The organism is Kribbella sp. NBC_01484, assembly GCF_036227145.1.
GTDB lineage: Bacteria > Actinomycetota > Actinomycetes > Propionibacteriales > Kribbellaceae > Kribbella.
The window spans coordinates 535,106-551,631 of the sequence record NZ_CP109437.1 but is presented as its reverse complement, the minus strand read 5'-3'; the positions used below and the strand labels follow the sequence as shown (position 1 = coordinate 551,631).

General features: G+C 68.3%; 15 protein-coding genes. 6 read left to right on the top strand and 9 right to left on the bottom strand.

Annotation, left to right across the window (positions count from 1 at the left end; genetic code table 11):
• Window positions 1-251: 251 nt before the first annotated feature.
• The 3 genes from OG555_RS02575 to OG555_RS02565 form a co-directional block, all read right to left on the bottom strand.
• On the bottom strand, window positions 252-2,717 hold the full coding sequence (locus OG555_RS02575; RefSeq protein WP_329480793.1) for an FtsX-like permease family protein: 2,466 nt from the start codon (window positions 2,715-2,717) through the stop codon (window positions 252-254).
• Window positions 2,714-3,511 carry an ABC transporter ATP-binding protein gene (locus OG555_RS02570; RefSeq protein ID WP_329480791.1) on the bottom strand — a complete coding sequence of 266 codons (798 nt, stop codon included), beginning with the start codon at window positions 3,509-3,511 and terminating at the stop codon, window positions 2,714-2,716. Before OG555_RS02570 ends, OG555_RS02575 begins: the two co-directional genes overlap by 4 nt.
• A 74-nt stretch (window positions 3,512-3,585) precedes the next feature.
• Window positions 3,586-4,182 carry a TetR/AcrR family transcriptional regulator gene (locus OG555_RS02565; protein ID WP_329480789.1) on the bottom strand — a complete coding sequence of 199 codons (597 nt, stop codon included), beginning with the start codon at window positions 4,180-4,182 and terminating at the stop codon, window positions 3,586-3,588.
• 103 nt (window positions 4,183-4,285) lie between these two features.
• Between OG555_RS02565 and OG555_RS02560 the strand changes: the two genes are divergently transcribed.
• The 4 genes from OG555_RS02560 to OG555_RS02545 all read left to right on the top strand — a co-directional run bounded on the left by OG555_RS02560 (window position 4,286) and on the right by OG555_RS02545 (window position 8,765).
• Window positions 4,286-5,284: a hypothetical protein gene (locus OG555_RS02560; RefSeq protein ID WP_329480788.1), complete on the top strand. Its 999-nt coding sequence runs from the start codon at window positions 4,286-4,288 to the stop codon at window positions 5,282-5,284.
• Window positions 5,285-5,466: 182 nt separating this feature from the next.
• Complete coding sequence (locus tag OG555_RS02555; protein ID WP_329480787.1) at window positions 5,467-6,852, top strand: extracellular solute-binding protein; 1,386 nt, start codon at window positions 5,467-5,469, stop codon at window positions 6,850-6,852.
• Between the two features lie 28 nt (window positions 6,853-6,880).
• Window positions 6,881-7,822, top strand: a complete 942-nt coding sequence (locus OG555_RS02550; RefSeq protein ID WP_329480785.1) for a carbohydrate ABC transporter permease — start codon at window positions 6,881-6,883, stop codon at window positions 7,820-7,822.
• 115 nt (window positions 7,823-7,937) lie between these two features.
• Window positions 7,938-8,765 (top strand): carbohydrate ABC transporter permease, encoded by an 828-nt coding sequence (locus tag OG555_RS02545; RefSeq protein ID WP_329480783.1) that lies wholly within the window; start codon window positions 7,938-7,940, stop codon window positions 8,763-8,765.
• A 359-nt stretch (window positions 8,766-9,124) separates the two neighbouring features.
• On the opposite strand, the gene OG555_RS02540 is transcribed toward OG555_RS02545, so the two are convergent.
• The 3 genes from OG555_RS02540 to OG555_RS02530 all read right to left on the bottom strand — a co-directional run bounded on the left by OG555_RS02540 (window position 9,125) and on the right by OG555_RS02530 (window position 11,951).
• The gene (locus tag OG555_RS02540; RefSeq protein WP_329480770.1) at window positions 9,125-10,102 is read right to left on the bottom strand and encodes a hypothetical protein; all 978 of its coding nucleotides are present in this window, start codon (window positions 10,100-10,102) and stop codon (window positions 9,125-9,127) included.
• 17 nt (window positions 10,103-10,119) lie between these two features.
• Complete coding sequence (locus OG555_RS02535) at window positions 10,120-11,328, bottom strand: MFS transporter (protein ID WP_329480768.1); 1,209 nt, start codon at window positions 11,326-11,328, stop codon at window positions 10,120-10,122.
• 110 nt (window positions 11,329-11,438) lie between these two features.
• Window positions 11,439-11,951, bottom strand: a complete 513-nt coding sequence (locus tag OG555_RS02530; RefSeq protein WP_329480766.1) for a GyrI-like domain-containing protein — start codon at window positions 11,949-11,951, stop codon at window positions 11,439-11,441.
• 135 nt (window positions 11,952-12,086) lie between these two features.
• On the opposite strand from OG555_RS02530, the gene OG555_RS02525 reads away from it, so the two are divergent.
• Window positions 12,087-12,800: a class I SAM-dependent methyltransferase gene (locus OG555_RS02525; protein WP_329480764.1), complete on the top strand. Its 714-nt coding sequence runs from the start codon at window positions 12,087-12,089 to the stop codon at window positions 12,798-12,800.
• A gap of 174 nt (window positions 12,801-12,974) precedes the next feature.
• Entirely contained in the window at window positions 12,975-13,400 is a 426-nt protein-coding gene (locus OG555_RS02520; protein WP_329480762.1) for a CBS domain-containing protein, read from the top strand.
• 10 nt (window positions 13,401-13,410) lie between these two features.
• Here OG555_RS02520 and OG555_RS02515 read toward each other — a convergent pair whose 3' ends face one another.
• Genes OG555_RS02515 through OG555_RS02505 form a run of 3 tightly spaced genes read right to left on the bottom strand, consistent with a single transcriptional unit; the run spans window position 13,411 to window position 16,427 of the window.
• Window positions 13,411-13,761, bottom strand: coding sequence for a DUF4190 domain-containing protein (locus OG555_RS02515; RefSeq protein ID WP_329480759.1), 351 nt, complete (start codon window positions 13,759-13,761; stop codon window positions 13,411-13,413).
• Window positions 13,762-13,770: 9 nt separating this feature from the next.
• Complete coding sequence (locus OG555_RS02510) at window positions 13,771-15,132, bottom strand: M16 family metallopeptidase (protein WP_329480757.1); 1,362 nt, start codon at window positions 15,130-15,132, stop codon at window positions 13,771-13,773.
• Entirely contained in the window at window positions 15,129-16,427 is a 1,299-nt protein-coding gene (locus OG555_RS02505; RefSeq protein ID WP_329480755.1) for a M16 family metallopeptidase, read from the bottom strand. Before OG555_RS02505 ends, OG555_RS02510 begins: the two co-directional genes overlap by 4 nt.
• Window positions 16,428-16,526 lie beyond the last annotated feature (99 nt).

Genomic DNA, 16,526 nt, shown 5'->3' with positions numbered 1-16,526 from the left:
CTCCGGCTCACCGACCCACTTCGGCTCGCTGACCCACTCCGGCTCGCTGACCCGGGTCCGGCTCGCTGACCCACTTCGGCTCGCTGACCCGGGTCCGGCTCGCTGACCCACTTAGGCTCGCTGACCTCGGTCCAGCCCGGTCGCTGCGCGCCCGCGCGGGGCGAACCCTCCATTTCAGTGGGCACCCACGGAGGTGGAGGCTTGCCCCCTGAGAATCTGAGTGGGCAACCCTCCAACTCAACGGGCCGGCTTCAGTCTGTGTGGGTGGGTTGGGTGGGGGAGTGGCGGAGGGTTGTGGTGGCGGGGAGGAGAGTCGAGCCGAACGTGAGGAAAGCGGCGGCTCCGACGATCACGCCATAGATCCAGAGTGGGCCGGTGGGGATGGCGCTGGTGGAGACTTTGGCGGAGAAGGGGATGAGGCAGGCCAGGGCTACCAGGGTGCCCAGGGTGATGCCGGCCAGAGTGACCAGGGTGCTTTCCGTCCACAGCATGCGGAGGACCTGCATGCGGGTCGACCCGGTGAGGCGCTGCAGGGCGAACTCGCGGCGGCGGCGCAGCGTCGAGGAGACGAGGGTGTTGACGACCGAGACGGCGGTGTACGCGATCAGCATGCCGACGAGCATGTAGTTGACCCACGCCTGTGTCTGCAGGTCTTCCGCGTTGGTGGCGACCAGAGAGTCGCGGTCGGCGACCTGGACGCCGGGATGCGCGGCGGCGAGTTTGGCAAGGGCCGGTCCGACGTCGGCGCCGGGCGCGGTGCGGACCAGGAGCTGCTTGGTCAGTCCGTCCGTGGTGTGCGGGGCGAGCAGCGACGCGGGCAGGATGATGTTCTCGTAGCCGCGTTCGGCGGCGAAGGTCGCGACCACCCGCAGCGTCACCGGGGTCCCGTCGCCCAGCGTCATGCTGATCGTCGAGCCAACCCCGCGGTGGATCTTCCCGGCCACGTACTCCGGCAACGCCACCGTCGACCCGTTCAGGCCGGCCAGAGATCCACTCGTCAGCCGCACCGGCGCCGTACCGTCCGCGCCTTGCGCGTCCACGCCGAGCAACGGAGCGCCGTCCTCGTCGAAGGGTGCGTTGCGCGGCTCGTCGATGGTTCCCGTACTGCGGACGAACGCGGAGGCACTCGCCACACCCGGCACCGCCCGAACCTGGTCCGCGATCGTGGCGGACAGGCCGGCATCCGAGACCAGTACGGCGTCCGCCCGCAAGTCTCGCGTGAACGCCGCGGAGGCCGCGTGTACCTGGGTCGTCTGCATGTAGAGGTTGGCGGTCGAGATGCCGACGGCAAGCATCACCGGCATCACCGCGGCCGACATCGCCACCGAGCGAGCCGTGACATTGCGGATCGCGAGGCGGCCGTTGACCCGGGTCAGCGCCTGCACCGGCCAGCGCCACACCGCGAGGACCGCCTTGGTCCAGAACGGGCCGAGTAGTGCGACACCGATCGCCCAGCAGAGGATCGACGGACCCGCGGTCGCGCCGGCGAGCGGACCGGTCATCACGGTCGCGGTGACGATCAGGAGCGCGAGTCCACCACCGAGGAACGCCAGGCCGAAGAGCAGGCGCACCCAGCTGAACCACTTCCGCTGCAGCGACGCCTCCATCAACGCCTCGACCGGCCGGATCTTCGCCGACTTGCGGGCCGCGATCAGTGCGGCGCCGATGGCCGCGAGTACGGCGGCACCCGCACCGGCCGCGAACGGGATCAGGCCTTGCGAGAACTCGACGACCGGCGATGCGACGCCATGCGAACCGAGCTGGTCGAACAGGAAGCGGCCGAGGAAGATCCCGGGCACGGCACCCAGTGCGACCGCCGGGAGCGAGACGAGCAGCGCCTCGCCGAGGATCATCCGGCGGACCTGACCAGGCGTCGTACCGATGCCGCGGAGCAGGGCGAACTCGCGCTCGCGGTGCTGTGCGGACAACGCGAGCGTGGACGCGACCACGAACATCATCGTCATCGCCGCGATCCCGCCGAAGGAGCCGGCGACCGAGATCAACGCGGTTCGGTGCGACTCGGCGTCCGGTTGCTCGGCCAGGCCACGGTCGATCCCGGCGCGGACGGTGATGTTGCCGTCCAGCGCCTTGATCCGGTCTCGCACGTCGTCGATATTGGTGCCGGGGGCAACCAGTACGCCGATGTCCGCGAACCGGGCCGGGCGGCCGGCCAGGCGGGCCGCTTCCCGGTCGGCGAAGAATGCGTGACCGGCCGGGCCGGAGGCCGAGCCGCTGACGGTGAAGGTCTTCGGCTCGCCGTCGATCACGAGGGTGACCTGGCTGCCGACCTTGGCGCCCGGCATGACGACCTGGCCGGAGCGCGGGGCGTGACCGGATGTCAACTTGTACGGCGCCAGCACCGCCGAGGACCAGTTGTGGCCTTCGGCAACCGCCGTACCGACCGCCGGGAAAGTGAGGTCGCCGATAGCGTCCGAAACGCCTTGCACAGAACGGATCTTGGCGACCAGATCGGCCGGTACGCCGACCCGCTCGGGCAGTGGTGTCGCGTCCTCGGCGCCCGGGCGGAGATGCGACTGCTTGCCGGTGACAACAAGTGAGCTGGCGGCGAGCCGCTGAGGTTCGACATTGGAGCGGATGCCCGTCTCCATCAGGCCGCCGCAGGCCATCACGATCCCGGTGCCGAAGACGACCGCGACGAAGGTGGCGATGAAGCCGCTCTTGCGGTGCCGCAAGGTGCGGACGGCCAGGCGCATCATCGTGTCACCGCCTGGAAGCCTCGCTGCGAACGCGCGCCGAGGTGGGTCATTCGGTCGGCAACCTGCTCGGCCGTCGGAGCGGTGAGGCTGCCGGCCAGTACGCCGTCGGCGAGGAACACGACCTGGTCGGCGTACGACGCGGCGACCGGGTCGTGGGTGACCATGACGACGGTCTGGCCCTGGGTGCGGACCGGCTCGCGGAGCAGTTCGAGAACGTCGGCGGCGGTCTGGGTGTCGAGGGCACCGGTCGGCTCGTCGGCGAAGATCACCGCCGGCCGCGCGACCAGGGCGCGGGCGATGGCGACGCGCTGCTGCTGGCCGCCGGACAGTTCGCCGGGGCGGTTCTTGCGCTTGTCCGCGAGCCCGACGCGGTCCAGGACCTCACGCACCGCGGCGCGGTTGACCCGGCGGCCGTCGAGTTCCTGCGGCAGGGTCACGTTCTGCCAGACGGTCAGCGCGGGCAGCAGGTTGAAGGACTGGAACACGAACCCGATCCGCTCGCGGCGGAGCTCGGTCAGCCTCCGCTCGCTCAGGCCGGCCAGCGCCTGGCCGTCGATGAACACGCTGCCGGACGTGGGCCGGTCGAGGCCGGCTGCACAGTGCAGGAACGTGCTCTTGCCCGACCCGGACGGACCCATCACCGCGGTGAAGGTGCCGGGGGCGAAGTTCATGCTGATGCCGTTGAGGGCGGTGACGGCGTTGGTGCCGCGGCCGTAGACCCGTCGTACGTCGTGCAGGACGACCGAGTACTCGGTCCCGCCGACTGCTTCCTGCAACCGTCGCTTCTTCGTCATGCGCTTGACGCTACGGAGCGCGGACGCACCTCCCCAGGGTGCTGGACCACCGTACGGGGTGGGTAAAACCCCACCTACGACCGGAGCAAGGCCCGCAGTCCGGCGGAGTAGGTTTCCGGGGTGACGTCGCCGATCAGCAGGCGTTGAAGGACGAAGCCGGGCACCATGCCGAACAGGACCTGGGCGATGTAGCGGGGATCGGTGTCCGGGTCGACGGTGCCGTCGGCCTGCGCGCGGCGGGCGACCGCCTCGAAGTTGTCCCGGAGCTGGTTGTACTTGCCGGACGCGGTCGCCATGATCGCCGGGTTGCGCAGCGCCTCCGCCCAGGCCTGGACCGCGATCTGGGTCACGTCGCCGCCGGGCCGCTCCGAGACCGCGACGACGTTGTCGAGCGCGGCTTCGAGGGCCATCAGCGGAGTCAGCACCTGTTCCGTGGCGAGGATCTTCTGGAAGAGTTCGTCGACTGCGCTGAGGGCGTCCTCGGCGATTGCGGCGACGATCTCCTCCTTGCTCTTGAAGTAGCCGTACACCGCGCCCGCGGACAGGCCGGACTCCCGGATCACGTCGGCCATCGTCGTCTTGTGGAAGCCCTCCTCGAGCACGCAGCGGCGGGCCGCGTCGACGATCTGCGTACGGCGGGCCAGACGATGCTCCTCGGTGACTTTCGGCATACCCGGAACATAAAACGAATGTCCGTTCTTGACAAGTCGCCACCGATGTTCCAGGCTCGGAACTGATAAAGAACGGTCATTCGGTTTTATAAGGAGTCTCCTCATGTCCGCTGAGGTGCACGCGGCCGAACGCCGCCGCCCGCCGCTGGTCGCAGTCATCACGCTGCTGACCGCCCTGCTCACCGTGCTGCTGATCGCCTTCGCCTGGCCGGCCGCGCGCTCCGAACCGCGGGACGTGCCGCTCGCCGTCGCGGGTCCCGGCCCAGCCGTCGCGCAGGTCAAGGCGGGTCTCGATCAGGCGATGCCCGGCGGCTTCGACGTCACCGCCGTACCCGATCGGGCCGCGGCGGTTCAGCTGATCCAGGACCGGGACGCGTACGGCGCGATCGTGCTCGACTCGGCGCAGCCCGAGGTGCTGACCGCGTCCGCCGGTGGTCCCGTCGTCGCGCAACTGCTGACGCAGTTGTCGACCCGGCTCTCTCCGCAGAGCCCGGCGAAGGTCACGGATATCGTGCCGCTTCCCAAGGATGATCCGCGCGGTGCCGGTCTGGCCGCCGGCGCGCTGCCGCTGGTGCTCGGTGGCATCATCGCCGCCGGCGCGCTGACGCAACTGGTGCGGTCCGGTTCGAGGCGGATGATCGGCGCCGTCGCGTTCGCGATCACGGGTGGGCTCGCGTTGGCCGCCGGACTGCAGTACTGGCTGGGTTCGTTCGAAGGCAGCTACTTGGGCAACGCGGGCGTGATCGCGATGTCGATCGCGGCGATCAGCCTGACGCTGCTCGGTCTGGAGTGGTTGCTCGGTACGGCGGGTCTGGCGCTGGGTGGCGCGGTGATGATGCTGCTGGGAAACCCGCTGTCCGGGATGACGAGTGCGCCCGAGATGCTGCCGAGCGGCTGGGGTGCCCTGGGTCAACTGCTGCCGCCGGGAGCCGCAGGTACGGCGCTTCGTTCGGTGAGCTTCTTCGACGGTGCGGGAGCCGCCCGGCCACTCGTCGTACTGACGTGCTGGCTGGTCGCCGGCCTCGCCCTTTGTGCACTCGGAGCGATGAGGTCGCAGCGCGCCGTACACCCGCGCCACGAGGCAAAACCCGTGACCGTCTGAATGTCATGACAACGCGGTGACCGGATTGTTACCTCCCGGTCACCGCGTGACCGCGTGGAAGCGGGGACAACGTTGTCTGTCAAGCATTGACTTCGGTCGCTCGGGACTCCTACGGTCGCGGAAAGCCCGCTGGGTTTGGGCCGTGGTACCGGGATGACAACGATTGCCCGAAGGTGGACGTGATGACTAGGAAACGTTTCAAGGTAGCGGCCGCTGTGAGCGCGGTGCTGCTGGCGGTGACGGCCTGCAGCCAGGGCTCGACGACCAAGCAGCCGGAGGCGGGAAGCTCGCAGAGCGCCGGCCCGGCGAACATCAAGATCGCCTATCAGCAATGGGGCCCGGGAACGGTGATGAAGACCTTCCTCACCGGGGTGAAGACCGAGTACGAGTCGGCGCACCCGGGCTCGAAGGTCGAGATCGTGCCGATCGTGGCGAGCGAGAACGACTACTACACCAAGCTGCAGCTGATGATGCGGTCGCCGAACACCGCGCCGGACATCGTCTACGAGGACACCTTCCTGATCAACTCCGACATCACCGCGGGGTACCTGAAGCCGCTGGACGACTACATCAAGGGCTGGTCGGACTGGGGTCAGTTCGAGGAGACCGCCAAGGGCGCCGCGAAGGGCCAGGACGGCAAGACGTACGGCATTCCGGACGGCACCGACACCCGGGCGCTCTGGTACAACAAGCAGATCTTCCAGAAGGCCGGCCTGCCCGCCGAGTGGGCGCCGAAGACCTGGGACGACGTCCTGAACACCGCGCGCACCATCAAGCAGAAGGTGCCCGGCGTCACCCCGCTGAACGTGTACTCCGGCAAGCCGATGGGTGAAGCCTCGGCCATGCAGGGCTTCGAGATGCTGCTCTACGGCACCAAGGACACGCTCTACAACTACGACCAGCAGAAGTGGGTCGTCGGCAGCCAGGGCTTCAAGGACGCGCTGAACTTCGTCAAGACCGTCTACACCGAGGGCATCGGCCCGTCGCCGAAGGAAGCGCTCGACCCGAATATGGGCTCGCGCGTCGGCAGCGAACTGCTGCCGGGCGGCAAGCTGGCCATCGCGCTGGACGGCTCGTGGCTCTACAACAACTGGCAGAGCACCGGCCCGAAGCCGTGGCCGCAGTGGAGTGAGGTGCTCGGCCAGACCGCGATGCCGACGCAGGACGGTGGCGGCAAGGGCAAGGTCAGCCTCTCCGGTGGCTGGACCTGGGCGATCCCGGCGAAGTCGAAGTCACCCGACGCGGCCTGGGACTTCATCAAGACCCTGCAGACGCAGCAGAACGCGGCCAAGTACGCCACGAACGGCGCGCAGATCGCGGTCCGCAAGGACGTCGCCTCCGACGCCGGCTACAAGGAGTCCTCGAAGAGCACGCAGTTCTTCACCGACCTGGTCTCGGTCACCGTGTACCGCCCGGCGCTGCCGGAGTACCCGAAGGTCTCGAACGAGATCATCACCGCGATGGAGTCGGTGATGACCGGGCAGTCCACGCCGGACAAGGCGGCGAAGAACTACGACGAAGCGGTCGAAGGGATCGTCGGCAAGGACAAGACGACCACAAGTCAGTAACCCTCGTCCCACGAAGGAACCCTCCCCTGTGACGACGACAATTGCTCCAACGGCGGCGGCCCCCGCTCCTTCCGGTAAGTCCTCCGGAAAGAGCGGGAAGCCGCGGGCCGCCAAGCTGGTCCGGATGCTGCCGCTGAGCCCGGCGATCGGGCTGATGCTGGTCTTCCTGGCCGGCCCGATCCTCTACTGCCTGTACGCCGCGTTCACCAACATGGCGCTCACCGGCACCGGCGCGGCGAACGTGAAGTTCGTCGGGCTGGACAACTTCCGCAAGGCCTTCGGCAGCGGCGCGTTCACCAACTCGATCTGGCTGACGCTGGTGTTCACGCTGATCTCCGCGATCATCGGGCAGAACACCCTCGGGCTCGGCCTGTCGCTGCTGATGCGCAGGTCCACCAGGGTGGTCCGCAACTTCGTCGGTACGGCGGTCATCGGTGCGTGGGTGCTGCCGGAAGTGGTGGCGGCGTACCTGCTGAGCGCGTTCTTCAACGACGACGGCACGCTGAACGTGATGCTGCACGCCGTCGGCCTGCCCGGCCAGGACTGGTTGTACGCGGCACCGATCATCGCGGTGTCGCTGGCCAACATCTGGCGCGGTACGGCGTTCTCGATGCTGGTGTACTCCGCCGCGCTGAGCGAAGTACCGAAGGAGATCGAGGAGTCGGCCGAGATGGACGGCGCCTCCGGTCTGCGGCGGCTGGTGTTCGTCACGCTGCCGATGATCAGCCGGGCGATCATGACCAACCTGATGCTGATCACGCTGCAGACGCTGAGCGTGTTCGGCCTGATCTACGCGATGACCCGTGGCGGCCCGGGGACCAAGAGTCAGACGTTGCCGCTGTACATGTACGAGCAGGCGTTCAGCTTCTCCCAGATCGGCTACGGTACGGCGATCGCCCTGGTGATGCTGGCGATCGGTGCGATCTTCTCGCTGATCTACCTGCGTGGACTCAACTCGGAGGCAGCGTGACAGTGTCATTGCCACGCCTCCGGCGCGGCGGATCATGGGGCTTTGACTCCCGTCCTTCCCTCGTCGCTCCAGTCGCTTCGCTCCCTACGCTCCTCAGTCCAGGCCGGGAGGCCCCATGATCGCACGCGACCGGATCAGCAAACTGACCGCCAACCTCGTTCTGCTGGCGATCGGCGTGCTGTTCGTGCTGCCGCTGCTCTGGGTGTTGTTCGCGTCGATCAACCGGACCGCCGGCCTGCGGGTCGAGTTCCCGACGCATCCGACACTCGGGAACTTCAAGGCGGTGCTCAATACCGACACGACCTACCGGCCGGTGTTCAACGGCATCGTGCTGTGTGGTGGGGCCGCCCTGCTGACCATGGTGTGTGCAGTGCTGGCGGCGTACCCGCTGTCGCGCTTCAGGTCGAAGTTCAACCGGCCGTTCCTGCTGACCGTGCTGTTCTGCACCGGGCTGCCGATCACCGCTGTCATGGTGCCGGTGTACGGGCTGTTCGTGCAGCTGAACCTGATCGACACCCTCGGCGGCACGATCATGTTCATGGCGACCGCCTCGCTGCCGTTCGCGATCTGGCTGACGAAGACGTTCATGGACGGTGTACCGATCTCGCTCGAGGAAGCCGCCTGGGTGGACGGTGCCGGCAACATGCAGGCGCTGCGCAGGATCGTCCTGCCGCTGATGTGGCCGGGGATCGCGGTGGTGCTGATCTTCACCTTCATCGGCATGTGGGGAAACTTCTTCGTCCCGTTCATGCTGCTGCTGTCCCCCGAACGCCTGCCGGCCTCGGTCAGCATCTTCACCTTCTTCAGCCAGTACGGCGAACCGAACTACGGCCAACTGGCGGCGTACTCCCTGATCTACACGATGCCCGTCCTCCTCCTCTATCTCCTCCTCAGCAAGAAGCTCGGCGGCGCCTTCGCCCTGGGCGGCGCAATCAAGGGCTGAATGGCACCGCTCCGCGTCGTGTGACGCGAACCGTGGGATTCGGTCGTAGAGATCGACGTTCGCCGACCATCTCTCACGACTCGAGTGCGTGGTCGGGCGATCCGCGCGCGTCGCGTGTGGGAGACGAGTAGCGCGGTTTGTTGTGTCTTGTGGGTCGGGGCCGGCGCTGACAGTTGCCCGTGGCAACGGTGGTCGGGTGTGCAAGGTCGACAGGAGGTCCTCGGCGCGCCGGCTTCCCGCCACGCTGAGGACGCTCCTCGGCACGCGCTTTACGAGGGATACTTCCTGTCGAGCTGCACACATCGCACAGAAAACAGCCCGACGCCTCGGTCGAGGCGGCGGGCTGGGAACGACCAAGTTCAGCGTGGTGGGGCCAAGGCCTCCAGGCGGTCGCGGAGGGCTTGGAGGGAATCGTCTCGGCTGGCGTCGGGGAGTTCGTCCAGGGCTTGCCAGTACTGGAGTTTGTCGGTGGCGGGGCGGTCCAGTTGGAAGCAGGCGACCCAGGCGCGGGCGGAGCGGACGAGGAGGCGGAAGGCGGCGGCCGTGTCGATGGTCGGCTTGGCTTCGGTCAGGGACTCGAGGAGGTCCTTGTGGGTTTGGACTGCGAGGGTGGCCGGCTCGTGTTCGTGCCAGGCGTCTGCGAGCGCCGCTGTCTTGCGTTCGAGGGCGAACGCGGCGAGCGCGCCGACCGCCGGCGGAATCAGGGTGTCCAGGTGCTCGTTGCCCGTGGCCAGTTGGGACGCGGACTGTGAGTCGACGGCGGTGCCGAGGGCGAGTACGAGTCTCACGATGAAGCCGGTCAGTGGGGTGAGGCGGGTGTGATCCATCGTGACTTCGACCTGTTGCAGCTGAATGCGGAGCTGCTTGATCGCTCGCTGCGCCGTACGACGGTCAGCCCGGGACCGGCGGACCGGACGGCCGGCGTCGTCGATCGCCCCGTCGAGCTCGTCGGCCGGTATGCCGAGCAGATCCGCCACCTCGTCGAACGAGACCTCGACCGTCGATGGAGAGGCCTTCCGGGTCTGACGCCCTGACCGCCCTGGCTCTGTGTCCTGGATGCGGTCGGCGGCCAGGTCGAGGAGGTCGTCCAGCCCGCCGACGAGGTCGACCAGAGCCGCGTCGGCGGCCTTCCAGCGGTATCCGGCGAGAGCGCTCGTACGCCGGAAGTCGTCCTGCACCACCTTCTGCAACGCCGGCGACCACCCGGCGAACTCCACCACCGGCGGCTCCTCGACCGGTGCCGGCGTGGTGGATTCGGGAGTCAACGGCTTGGCACCGGCGCGCGTGCCGATGACCTCTTCGTTCTTCTTCCCCTGCCCCGGCACGATGAAGCTCACACCACAACCTTACGTGGCTACTCGGTTCGCCTCAGGTGCCAGACGGACGGGACGACGAGGGTTGCCGCGGTGATCGCGACGTACAGGCCGGCGCCGTACAGCTCGACCGCGGTGATGCCGGCGGCGGCTGCGACGGCGCCGACCGACAACTGGCCGATGGGTACGGCGATGATCGAGCCGAGCATGTCGTACGACGAGACCCGGGAGAGCTTGTCGATCGGGATGTGCTGGCCGAGCGCGGTCTCCCAGCCGATGCCGAAGATCTCGTAGCTGACGCCGACCAGGAACGACATCGCCGCGACCATGACGGTGTTCGGTGACAGCGCCAGCACGACCATGATCGGTGCGCCGAGCAGGATGCCGAACATGCCGATCCGCAGCGGGTAGCGGGGTTTGACCCGGATCATCAGCACGCCGCCCACGATCAGTCCGACTCCGAAGCAGGCGCTGGCGATACCCCAGCCGGTCCGGCCGAAGGTGTTGTCCGCGATCACCGGGCCGAGGGTGCGGTAGCAGGCCACGAAGATCACGTTCAGCAGGCAGAAGCCCAGCACGACCGTCCAGACCCACTGCCGCGAGACGAACTCGGCCCAGCCGACCCGCAGATCGGTCAGTACCGAGCTCGTGGACCGAGCGATTCTGGGGATCGACAGGCGGGCGAGCAGGTACGCCCCGAGCAGGAATGTGACCGCATCGACCGCCAGGCCGACACCTGGTCCGGTGAAGCCGACGATCACGCCGGCCACCGCGCCACCGCCGATCATCGCGACCGAGCGGGCGAAACCGGACACGGCGTTCGCCTGGGGGAGTTCGGCGCGGTCCACGATCGACGGCAGGATGCCGGTCAGTGCCGGCATCACGAACGCGGCGGCGGCGCCGTTCACCGCCTCGATCGCGGCCAGTTGCCAGATCGTCGCGTGACCGGACAGCACCAGCGCGGCGGCGAGGCCCTGGGTGAGTCCGCTGACCGAGTTCGCGACGACCAGGACCAGGTTGCGGGGGAGCCGGTCAGAGATCACCCCACCGGCGAGCAGGAAGACGATGTTCGGGATGCTGCGCGCGGCGAGCACCGTGCCGACGGCGCCGGCCTTGTCGGACACGTCCAGTACGGCGAACACCAAGGCGATCGGCGCGATCGCCGAGCCGAGCAACGACACGAACCGGGCCGACACGAAGATCCGCACGTCCCGATGCCGCAGTACGGCGAGATCCTGCCGCCAGCTCACCCAAACCCCTCTCCCGAACCCGCCGATCCTATGAGGTGCCGGGGCCGAAGGGCCTGGTGTTTTCGCAGGGCAGAGCCCGGACCCAGGAGCCGCGGTGCGGGTGTGGTGCGTCAGTCCCCGGTGCCGGGCGGTTCGGCGAGGCGGATGTTGAGTTCGACCTCCCACTTCGTCTTGCGAGGCTCTTTGCGGGGATCCGTGCGGAACAACTCGTACCGGCAGCCGAACAGGTCGCCGTCGGCGACCTCGCGACGGTCGAGCGTGAGGTCTGCTGCGCCGGCAAAGTCGAGGAGGGCACGGTTCGCGCGGAGGGAGTGGTTGCGATAGGTCAGCGTCACGTAACGGCCCGCCGGGAGTACGTCCGGCCGCACCCGAGCATCACCGCTCAACGGGCCAGGCGTGGTCACGCCGACCTCCAAGTCCATCGGGCCGTTCATGTCGATCACATGCAGCCGAAGGAAGAACAGTCCGGCGTCGTCTACGCCCTCCCGAACCAGCCAGTCACTGAGCTCGTCGATCAGCTCGTTCCGCACGCTCAACATGCCCCGGAACGGCGTGACCACCCGAATGCCGAGATAGTCCGCCTCCGGCCGCTCGACAACCCGAGGCGGTTCGAGCAACTCCATGTGGGCCTCCTCAGTCTCGCTCCCCAGCATCGGGCCTGCCCCAGGGGCAGCCTCAACGTAGTTCACAGACGGCGTGGTGCGGTTGGCTCAGAGCAGAAAAGGAACGTCGGCACCACGGCTGCCGTTGGTAGACACATGACGAACCTGACGAGTGCGTACGAAGAGCTGGCCGATGCCTACCACGCGACCGTCGATCCCGACGGCGCCGGCCTGGACGATCCGACGTTCGACGAACTGGTGGGTGACGTGCGCGGTCTGCGGGTGGCCGCGGTCGCTTGCGGACAGGGCCGCGACGCGCGACGTCTGGCCGATCTCGGCGCCGAGGTGGTCGGCATCGATGCCTCGGAATCGCTCGTGGCCCACGCGCGGAGGCTCGAGCAGCAGACGCCGCGCGGCATCGAGTACGTCCATGGCGACGCGCAGGATCTCGGCCGGATCCCCGACGCCGCGTTCGACGCGGTGGTGTGCCACATGGCGCTGATGGACATCCCCGAACTCGAGCCGGCGGTGCGGTCGATCGCGCGGATCCTCAAGCCTGGCGGCTGGTTCGCGGCGTCGATCGTGCACCCGTGCTACAAGACGCCCGTCGCCGGTGAGCTCATCGATCACGTCGATGGCTCGACCCGGCGCGTCACCGGTCGCTACTTCGAGGAGGGTCCCTTCAACAGCGTCACGCGGTGGAACATCCTGCCGCGCGTCGCGTACCACCGGATGCTGTCGACGTACGTCAACACCTTGGTGACGGCAGGCCTGCCCGTCGTCCGGATGATCGAGCCGGTCGGCGATCGCCCGGTCTGGCAGTCAGTCCCCGGGCTCCTCTACTTCCGGTGCCAGAACCAGGGTGGGTGACCTGGGTCGGCTTCGGAAAGAACCTTCATTTTGCAGGAGTTGGGGGTTGATCGGTGCCGGGGGCAACTGGTTCGGGTTGTCCTTCGTTGTCACGCTTGGTGACCTGCGGGGACTGCCGGATTGGGGTGGATTTCGCTACCTTGGGGTATTGGTCCTCGAACTGCAGGAGGCTCCGTGAAGATCAAGGACGTACTGCGCGGCAAGGGCAACCAGGTCGTCACCATCTCCCCAGAAGCCACTGTCACCGAACTGCTCGCACTGCTGGCCGAACACAACATCGGCGCGGTGGTGGTCAGCGCGGACGGGTCGTCGGTGGACGGCATCGTGTCCGAGCGCGACATCGTCCGGCTCTGGAACGGTACGCCGGAGGCCGGCGAGGTCCGGGTGAGCGCGATCATGACCGCCGAGGTCCGGACCGCCACCCCGGACGACCTGATCGACAACCTGATGCGGCTGATGACCGAGCACCGGATCCGGCACGTGCCGGTCGTGGTCGACGGCAGCCTGGCCGGGCTGGTCAGCATCGGTGACGTGGTCAAGTCCCGGATCGGCGAGCTCGAGTTCGAACGCGAACAGCTCTCCAACTACATCAGCAGCTAGGCATCAGCAGCTAGGCGGACGCGAAGACCAGCACGATCAGCAGCAGGAACAACAGGCCGGCTCCGAGCAGGACTGTGCCGATCAGGCCACAGATCTGCCCGGCCTGAGCCATGCCCCGGTTGTTGTAGACGCCGGGCGTGGCGTCGATCTCCGCGGTCGCCTGGGAGCCGAGCCACCAGGCGACCGGAGACACGAACAGCAGTCCGGTGCACAGCGCGATCACGCCCAGGACCAGAGCGACCGTGGCCTGGGAGTGGTCGCGCAGGACGCCGTACGCCGGTTGGTCCGGGAAGCCGGGCTGGAGCGGGTAGAACGTGTGAGTCCGGTCCGTGGCATCCGTAGGCCGTCCGACGAACGACATCCTGTGCTCCTAGGGCGTGAGATCGACCAGTTCGCCCACGACGTCTGCGCCCAGCTCCGCGAGCTGGGGGCGGACGTCCTTGGCTTCCCCTACGACGACGACCAGTAGGCCGTTGGTTCCCACATACCGGCGGTAGGCGTCGGTGGCCTCGGCGGCGGTGGTGGCGGCGATCTGGGCCAGGTAGGTGTCGGCGAAGTCGATCGGTACGCCATTCGCGATGTTGCTGCCGACCTGCTGGGCCACCGAGTCGGCCTGCTCGTAGCGCAGCGGCGCGGTCCGGATCAGGCTGTCCTTCGCCTCCTGGACCTCCTGCTCGGTCAGGCCGTCGCGGGCCTCCCGCAGGATCCGCAGCGCGTCGCCGATCGCGGCGCCGGTCACCTCGGTGCGTACGGCGCCACCCAGGCTGAACGTGCCGCCCCTGCGAGGCGCGGCGAAGCTGGTCCGCGTGCCGTACGTGTAGCCCTTCTCCTCGCGCAGCACCGTGTCCACCCGCGAGGTGATGGTCCCGCCCACCACGTGGTTCGCGACCGCGGCGGCACCCCAGGCCGGGTCCCGCCGGTCCGGACCGGCGCAGCCGATCAGCAACTGGCTCTGCACCGAGCCCGGCCGGTCGACCAGAACGACGCGGTTGCCCGGGAGGTACAGCGGTTCCGGCGTCTCGAGCGCCGTACTCGCGGTGGAGGTCCAGCCGCCGAAGGCCTCGTCGATGATCCCGGCGACGTCCACCCCGGTCGCGTCGCCCGCGAACAGGATCTCCGCCCGCTCCGGGCCGATGTTGTTCCGGTAGAAGTCGGCGACCTGCACGTTCGTCAGCGGGCGGATCGTGTCCGGCGTCCCCGCGGTCGGCCGGGCCCGTCGCGTCGACGGGTCGAACAGATGGGCCGCGAACGCCTCCCGCGCCCGGTATCCCGCGTTCGCCCGCTCCTGGTTGATCTCGCCGAGGCGGATCGTCACGTGCCGGCCGACGTCGGCCTGATTGAACGCGGGCCGGGTGATCGCCTCCGCGAGCAGCTGCACGGCCGGCGCCAGATGCGACACCGGTACCGAGATCTCGACGTGCAGTGCGTCCGAGCTGACGTCGACGCCGTACGCCGCTCCGTGCCGCTCCAGGGCCGCCGCGAACTCGTTGGCCGAGTGCAGCTCGGTGCCCTCGTCGAGGGTGCGGGACATGATCGTGGCGACGCCCTCGATGTCCCGCGGTTCGGCGATCAGCGGCATCGCGATCGTGACCCGGACGGTGGCGACGTACTGACCCGGGCGGTCGAAGACGTGCACCGGGGCGCCGACGCTGGTGATCGTGGTCGTCGCGGCCGGGAACTTCCACGGGCGGGGAGCGCCGACGGCCGGTGGGGTGGTCAGCACCTGGTTCATTCCTGCTCTCCCATGGTTTCAGCAGCTGTCTCGGCCCGGCGGTAGCTCACCTGGACGCGCCTGTCGGCACGGATCCACTGCGCCGCGGCCGCCTGCACCTGCTCGACGGTCACCGCGCGGACCTGGTCGATCCGGGTGTTGATCCGGTTCGGGTCGCCGAACAGCAGGGCGTGGTGGGAGATCTCGTCGGCGCGGCCGGCGCACGTCGCCAGCTGCTCCAGCCAGTCCCGCTCGGCCTGCGCCTGCACGGTGGCCAGCTCGTCGTCGGTGACGCCGCTCTCGGCCAGCTTCTCGATCTCCTCGAGCAGCGCGTCCTCGACCTTCTGCAGGTCGATACCGTCGGACGCGATCCCGGTCAGCGTGCCGAACGAGACCCCGCCGATCAGCGGCAGCGCGCCGCCGGACACCGACTGCGCGATCTGCTCGTCGCGGACCAGCCGGCGATTCAACCGACCGCTCTGGCCGGCGGCCAGGATGTCCAGGGCGAGACCGGCCGCGTCCAGCTCCGGCGTCCCGTCGACGGGCAGCCGGAACATCATCGTGATCAGGTCCGACGGTACGTCGGACACCACGTCGTCGCGCTGTACGCCGGTCAGCGGGCCGATCGTGCCGTCCGCGGCGGCCGGCGGCTGCGGGATCGCGGGCAGGTGGCCGAAGTACCGCTTGGCGGCGTCGAACGCGTCCGCCACGCTGACGTCCCCGACGATCGTGAGGACGGCGTTGTTCGGGCCGTAGTACGTGCGGAAGAACGCGTGCACGTCCTCCACGGACGCCGCGTCGAGGTCGGCCATCGAGCCGATCGTCATGTGCGCGTACGGGTGGTCCGCGGGGAAGGCGAGCCTGACCAGCCGCTCGTACGAGTCGCCGTACGGGCGGTTGTCGTAGCTCTGCCGCTTCTCCTCCTTGACCACGTCGCGCTGGTTGTCCAGGTTCTCCTGGTTGACCGCGTCGAGCAGGTAGCCCATCCGGTCCGCCTCGAGCCAGAGCGCGAGGTCGAGGCCGCCGCTGGGCAGTGACTCGAAGTAGTTCGTGCGGTCGAAGAAGGTGCTCGCGTTCAGGCTGGCGCCGGCGTTCTCGAGCAGGCTGAAGTGCTGACCGGAGGCGACGTTGCGCGATCCCTGGAACATCAAGTGCTCGAACAGGTGCGCGAACCCGGTCAGCCCGTCGGGCTCGTGGCGCGATCCGACGTCGTACCAGAGGTTCACGGAGACGATCGGGACGGCGCGGTCGGAGCTGACGACGACCCGCAGGCCGTTGTCGAGCGTCTGCTCCGCGATGGGGTACGTCAAGGGCATGCCTGCCACCCTACGTGGTCCGGAAATTGTTCGGGTGAGATGTCGATCTCGCCGCAGGTCGCGCATCGGAGTGGTGGATGCTGGAACCGGCCATGCATC

What these genes read in the sequence shown, in the direction of transcription:
- OG555_RS02575 (WP_329480793.1), bottom strand. Translation starts at nt 2,717, where the DNA reads ATGATGCGCCTGGCCGTCCGCACCTTGCGGCACCGCAAGAGCGGCTTC.
- OG555_RS02570 (WP_329480791.1), bottom strand. Translation starts at nt 3,511, where the DNA reads ATGACGAAGAAGCGACGGTTGCAGGAAGCAGTCGGCGGGACCGAGTAC.
- OG555_RS02565 (WP_329480789.1), bottom strand. Translation starts at nt 4,182, where the DNA reads ATGCCGAAAGTCACCGAGGAGCATCGTCTGGCCCGCCGTACGCAGATC.
- OG555_RS02560 (WP_329480788.1), top strand. Translation starts at nt 4,286, where the DNA reads ATGTCCGCTGAGGTGCACGCGGCCGAACGCCGCCGCCCGCCGCTGGTC.
- OG555_RS02555 (WP_329480787.1), top strand. Translation starts at nt 5,467, where the DNA reads ATGACTAGGAAACGTTTCAAGGTAGCGGCCGCTGTGAGCGCGGTGCTG.
- OG555_RS02545 (WP_329480783.1), top strand. Translation starts at nt 7,938, where the DNA reads ATGATCGCACGCGACCGGATCAGCAAACTGACCGCCAACCTCGTTCTG.
- OG555_RS02530 (WP_329480766.1), bottom strand. Translation starts at nt 11,951, where the DNA reads ATGGAGTTGCTCGAACCGCCTCGGGTTGTCGAGCGGCCGGAGGCGGAC.
- OG555_RS02525 (WP_329480764.1), top strand. Translation starts at nt 12,087, where the DNA reads ATGACGAACCTGACGAGTGCGTACGAAGAGCTGGCCGATGCCTACCAC.
- OG555_RS02515 (WP_329480759.1), bottom strand. Translation starts at nt 13,761, where the DNA reads ATGTCGTTCGTCGGACGGCCTACGGATGCCACGGACCGGACTCACACG.
- OG555_RS02510 (WP_329480757.1), bottom strand. Translation starts at nt 15,132, where the DNA reads ATGAACCAGGTGCTGACCACCCCACCGGCCGTCGGCGCTCCCCGCCCG.
- OG555_RS02505 (WP_329480755.1), bottom strand. Translation starts at nt 16,427, where the DNA reads ATGCCCTTGACGTACCCCATCGCGGAGCAGACGCTCGACAACGGCCTG.